This is a genomic window from Falsiporphyromonas endometrii (assembly GCF_042654485.1).
Lineage (GTDB): Bacteria > Bacteroidota > Bacteroidia > Bacteroidales > Porphyromonadaceae > Porphyromonas > Porphyromonas endometrii.
The window spans coordinates 1-3,250 of sequence record NZ_JBHSGO010000101.1 but is presented as its reverse complement, the minus strand read 5'-3'; the positions used below and the strand labels follow the sequence as shown (position 1 = coordinate 3,250).

At 42.3% G+C, this 3,250-nt stretch carries 2 protein-coding genes; both read left to right on the top strand.

Features of this window, described 5'->3' with window-relative positions:
* Positions 1-245: 245 nt before the first annotated feature.
* On the top strand, positions 246-1,103 hold the full coding sequence (gene ispE, locus ACFO3G_RS03555; protein WP_380078052.1) for a 4-(cytidine 5'-diphospho)-2-C-methyl-D-erythritol kinase: 858 nt from the start codon (positions 246-248) through the stop codon (positions 1,101-1,103).
* A gap of 30 nt (positions 1,104-1,133) precedes the next feature.
* On the top strand, positions 1,134-3,152 hold the full coding sequence (locus ACFO3G_RS03550) for a YgiQ family radical SAM protein (protein WP_380078050.1): 2,019 nt from the start codon (positions 1,134-1,136) through the stop codon (positions 3,150-3,152).
* The last annotated feature ends 98 nt before the right edge of the window (positions 3,153-3,250 follow it).

Here is a 3,250-nt window from a genome sequence, read left to right as displayed (position 1 = left end):
ATTTCTTCATGCTTAACCATTCGTTTTGACAACATTTCAATGATCTCTTTAGTGTTTTCGAACCGACTTTTGTCAGTTCTATTGTTTAACTTTTAATTTTTCGGTAAAAATTTACCGAAGTATTGTTGATATAGTAAACTTGTTTGGACAATTGTACTGAGTTGCATCATTCAAAGTCTTACCTTTGTCAAGTAAAAACAGTTCATTGCTATTGGCAGTGACCAAAGATTAAAAGACATAACAATATGCTACTATATCCCAATGCTAAGCTTAATCTTGGTCTTCGAGTGACCGGACGACGAATGGATGGCTATCATACATTGCAGACCATATTTTATCCCTTACCTCTATGTGATGTTTTGGAAGTTGCTCCTTCACGAGACCAAAGAGATCACTTGTATATCAGTGGTCGAGGTTATGTCGATGATCCCAACAATCTGGTAATCAAAGCTCTTAAGTCTTTGAGAAATCGTCTTGGGGATGATATGGTGCCTCCAACCACGATTGCCTTGGATAAGCATATTCCTTCGATGGCAGGTCTGGGGGGAGGTTCCAGTGATGGGGCATTTACGCTAAACCTGCTCAATGAAATCTATAATCTAAATCTTTCGCAAGACGAGTTGAGCAAAATTGCTTTATCATTGGGTGCAGATTGTCCGTTTTTCCTTTTGAATAGCGCTGCTCTGGCCACAGGTATCGGAGAGGAGTTGGAGCCTCTTCCCAATTTATCCCTCAGTGGGTGTAGCGTACTTGTGGTAAGACCTCCGATAGATGTCTCAACTCCAAAAGCTTATGCTGCGCTTGGTTTTGATAGAGGAGAGCAGCGTGAAGGTTTGCCTATTGAAGTACTGCAACTGCTGCGTGATGGCCATTTTGAGGATGCTTCCAAGTGGCTTACAAATGATTTTGAAAATGTTGTGTTTGAAGAATATCCGCGCTTGAGAAATATTAAAGATATTCTTATACAGAATGGCGCATTTTTTAGCCTGATGTCCGGTTCCGGTTCTGCTATATATGGTCTGTTTGAAGATGTTAAAGATGCTGAGAAGCTAATTAGCCATCGGGATTTTGAAGATTGTTTCAGAAGATGCCTCTCTTTGTAATGGCCCTTCTGAAGGTAGAAGTAAGATTATATGCAAAAAGATAATGGTAGGCAACCTCAATTTTTGCCAACAAGCCGTAAGGAGATGAAAGAGCGAGGCTGGGAGGAGTGTGATGTGATACTCTTCTCCGGAGACGCATATGTCGATCATCCGGCTTTTGGTGCAGCAGTCATCGGCCGTTTTTTGGAGTCGTTGGGGCTTAAGGTTGCCATTGTAGCACAGCCTAATTGGCGTGATGATTTGAGAGATTTTAAGAAGCTGGGAAAGCCTCGTCTCTTTTTTGGTGTTTCTCCCGGAGCGATGGACTCTATGGTCAATAAATATACTGCTCGCAAGCGTTTGCGTTCGGAGGATGCCTATACTCCTGATGGTCGTATTGATTTGAGGCCTGAGTATCCTTCTATTGTTTATACTGAATGTATTCGCAAAGTCTATCCGGATGTCCCCATTATATTGGGTGGTGTCGAGCCGAGTCTCAGGCGTGTGGCACATTATGACTATTGGCAAGATGCCCTTCGTCCAAGTATATTGGTAGATGCAAAGGCAGACCTTTTGATTTATGGGATGGGAGAGCAGCCATTTGAAGAGATTATCTCTGAACTTCGGAAAGGGCGAAAGATTTCCGATCTTACCGATATTCGCCAGACTGCATACCTTAGACGTAAGGAAGATATTACTATCTCTGAAGATGATGATCTTGTATTACATTCTTTTGAGGATTGTATCAAATCGAAGAAGAAGCATGCGGAGAATTTTAAGCATGTAGAAATTCAGAGCAATCGTTACAAAGCTCGTCGTATCTTACAAGCAGTCGGCAATGAGTATGTCGTGGTCAATCCTCCATTTCCTCCCATGACAGAGGAGCAGATAGACCGTAGTTTTGATTTGCCATATACAAGGTTGCCTCATCCAAGATATAGAGGCAAAAAATTGGCTGCTTATGAGATGATCAAATTTAGTGTCAATGCTCATCGGGGCTGCTTTGGAGGATGTGCATTCTGTACCATCTCGGCACATCAAGGCAAGTTTGTGGCTTCCAGAAGTGAAGAATCTATTTTGAAGGAGGTTCGGCAGATTGTTGAGATGGAGGACTTCAAAGGCTATTTGAGCGATGTCGGAGGACCTTCTGCCAATATGTATAAGATGAGAGGCAGGGATCAGTCTGTTTGTGCCAAGTGCTCAAGGCCTTCGTGTATCCACCCTCGTGTATGTCCCAATCTAAATGCAGATCATGCCCCGCTTACCAATCTACTTAGAAAAATAGATGCGATGCCGGGCATTAAAAAAAGCTTTATCGGAAGTGGTGTCAGATATGACCTTTTGCTCGAAAAGTATAAGGATAGCAAACTTCGGGAGGCAGCTCTTACCTATGCCGAAGATCTTGTAAAATACCATGTGAGTGGAAGGTTGAAGGTGGCACCCGAACATACATCAGATAAGGTGCTTCAATGGATGAGAAAGCCCTCTTTTAAGCTCTTTTATGAGTTTAAGGATTTCTTTGAGAAGGTCAATCGAGAGGCCGGGCTTAAGCAACAGATTATCCCATACTTCATATCGTCGCATCCGGGATGTACAGAGGAGGATATGGCAGAATTGGCAGTGCTTACCAAGCAACTTGGTTTTAGATTGGAGCAGGTACAGGACTTTACCCCGACTCCGATGACTTTGGCTACAGAGATCTATTATACAGGCTATGACCCATATTCGCTTCAACCGGTATACACAGCCAAAACAGATCGTGAAAAGATGGCACAAAGTCAATTCTTTTTCTGGTACAAAGCATCAGAAGCTCCCAAGATACAGAGAGAGCTTATGCGGATCGGTCGAAAAGACTTGATAGAGAAGCTGTTTTTTAGTTCCCAAAGAAGAGCCTCTTTTGACAACGCCATGCCGCCCGCATCAAAGAAGAAAAATAGAAGTAAGCAAAATAATCAAGCAAAGAAGAGCCGGTATATCTCAGAGCAATCAGATGACAAAACACCTCATTATGGCCGTCCGAGAAGAAAGAAAAGAGGCAGAGGGTGGATACTGTCCCGAAAAAGTGTGTAAGACTCAAGACTGTTATCTTTGAAAAAAACAAAATAAAACGATAAACCGTATGAATCTTACACGAGTACAAATTAAAGAAATTATTTCGAATTGTCTGT

Bases quoted from the DNA above. Each gene is read 5' to 3' on its own strand.
- ACFO3G_RS03550 (WP_380078050.1), top strand. From the start codon at position 1,134: ATGCAAAAAGATAATGGTAGGCAACCTCAATTTTTGCCAACAAGCCGT.
- ispE (WP_380078052.1), top strand. From the start codon at position 246: ATGCTACTATATCCCAATGCTAAGCTTAATCTTGGTCTTCGAGTGACC.